General features: G+C 54.2%; 2 protein-coding genes. Both read right to left on the bottom strand.

Annotated features, from left to right (window positions below):
• Positions 1 to 690 (bottom strand): gluconate 2-dehydrogenase subunit 3 family protein (locus PY092_RS19580; protein ID WP_275617410.1); only part of this gene is annotated, 690 nt, incomplete at its 3' end.
• 4 nt (positions 691 to 694) lie between these two features.
• Positions 695 to 2419, bottom strand: coding sequence for a GMC oxidoreductase (locus tag PY092_RS19585; protein WP_275617411.1), 1725 nt, complete (start codon positions 2417 to 2419; stop codon positions 695 to 697).
• Between the last annotated feature and the right edge of the window lie 17 nt (positions 2420 to 2436).

The raw sequence follows: 2436 nt of genomic DNA on the forward strand, positions 1-2436 counted from the left end.
CTCGTCCCACTCGGCGATAATGCCGCGTTTGCTCTGGTCCACGCATTTGGCCAACCATTCCTCATCATAGGCAACACCGTGCTGTTCCAGTACGTCATCCGGTACGCCGTCCCAAACGTTGGGCTGGTTCCCCTTGTAACCGATCTCCTCTATACCGATCTTGCTCGTGTAGAAGCCCGTCATGGTCAGGTTACGCACCAAGGAAAAGAAATTCACCTCAAATGGTCGCTCGTTGCCGGGCACCTCGGGGTCGTAATAGGCGATCCCGTCCAAAATGGCCCTCTGTTGCTCCTGTGTGGCATCTTTGAATCCAATCGAGTTCTCCGTGTTGCATTTATGGTCCAGCCACATCAAACCCCCACGGATATCGGGTTGGTACGCTGGAACATCCTTGGCCATAAACTCGATGAAACCGACAACATCTGCATCCGACGCGGCCCTGAATTCTTCCGAAGCCGGTAGAACAAGGTCGCAAAGAACGGTCAATGTCTCCACCTCGTGCGGGTTCAAAAATTCCTCATCGTTCAGTTCCTGGATCAGCTCCTCTTCCAGCGGCACACGGCCCGGATAGGTGATCTTCGGTGCCTCCACCAGTTCCGCCCCTTCAGTGGAGGGCCTGCACCCGTGCATGGCCAGTCCGCCGGCAACGGAACCCAATACTATAGACTTTAAACTCTTTCTTCTGTCCATCTCCTTAAATGTTTTGTTGTTTGAGTTGCTCCACGATGTACTCCGAGGCCCTCATCGAGAGCGCCAGTATGGTCCAGGTACAGTTCTTGTCCGCCTGTGAGGTAAATGGCCCTGCATCCACAATGAACACATTGTCCACATCGTGCAACTGCTGGTACTTGTTGGTCACAGAGGTCTTCGGGTCATCACCCATTCTCGTGGTTCCCACCTCATGGATGATATTCCCAGGGTTGTGCAAGCCGTAGTTGGTATCCTTGCCCGGCTTTTTGCCCAACGGCTCTCCGCCCATATTGATCAGTATCTCCTCAAAGGTATCCTGCATGTGCTTGGCCTGGTTGATCTCGAACTGTGACCATTTGTAATGGAATCGCAATACGGGAATACCGTATTCATCCACCTTTGTCGGGTCGATCTCGCAATAATTGTCCCTTCTGGCAATGGATTCCCCACGACCGGCCATTCCCACAACGGCTCCATAGTATTTCTTGGCATCGCTGCGCAGCACGTCCCCGTAACCGCCAACCTTCGTCCCGAAGAACTTGTTGAACTCGTTCGCATTGAAACCAAATCCGTAGCTCGGCATACCCATGCCGCCCCATACTTCAATATGGTATCCTCTTGGAAAATCCAATTTTGAATTATCGCCCCACCACGGTGAGTACACGTGCATGCCGCCTACCCCATCCTCGTTATAGGAAACCTTGCGGTTCATCAGGTCGGGAACAAAGGCCGCCCTGTCGGCTCCCGTGGAATCGTGCAGGTACCTGCCCACCACATCGCTGCTGTTCCCCAACCCGTTCGGGTGCCGCTCGCTCTTGGAGTTCAAAAGGATACGGGCAGAACTACAGGCTGAAGCTCCAAGGACCACCACTTTCCCTTTCAGTTTGTACTCCTTACGGTCTTCCTTGTTGATGTAGGAGACCCCTGTGGCCCTGCCCTCTTCATCGGTGGTCACTTCGCGGACCATGCAGTTCACAAAGAGGTCGATCTGTCCCCCGTTCTTCTGTGCCGGGAAGATCAGACAGGTCCCAGCCGAGAAATCGGCATACACCTGACAGGCCCTGTTACATTGTCCACAATAGAAACAAACACCTCGGTCGTTGTTGATCTTCTTGGTCAACATGGACAAGCGCGAAGGGTACACCGGGATATTTGTCTTCCTTGCCCCTTTTATATAGAAAAGTTCGTGCAAACGTGGTTTGGGCGGTGGCAAAAAGAAACCGTCCGGGTCGTTGGGCAACCCCTCATTGGTGCCGAACACCCCGATCATCTTGTCCACCTTGTCGTAGTAGGGCCTCACATCGTCATAGCTTATCGGCCAGTTGTCCCCATGGCCGTCCACGTCCTTGTGCTTGAAGTCCTTGGGACCGAAACGAAGGGAGATCCTCCCCCAGTGGTTCGTCCGTCCACCCAGCATCCGCGAACGGAACCATTCAAATTGGGTCCCGTCCTTTTGGGTATAGGGCTCCCCTTCAATATCCCATCCGCCATAGGCCGCATCGAAATCGCCAAAGGGACGGAAACGGGTGCTCTTCCCCCTTCTTGGACTTTCATAGGGCCATTTCAACTGGGTCTGGTGCTCCGGCCTCGCCGGATCGAAAAATGGGCCCGCCTCTACGACCGCAACCTTCAGGCCGGCCTCCGAGAGCACCTTTGCGGACATCCCCCCGCCAGCACCCGAGCCAACGATGATCGCATCGTAGACCGTACCGTTCTCTATTATCTGCATTGATCTGTGTTTGGTTT

This window comes from Flagellimonas yonaguniensis, assembly GCF_029193885.1.
Lineage (GTDB): Bacteria > Bacteroidota > Bacteroidia > Flavobacteriales > Flavobacteriaceae > Flagellimonas > Flagellimonas yonaguniensis.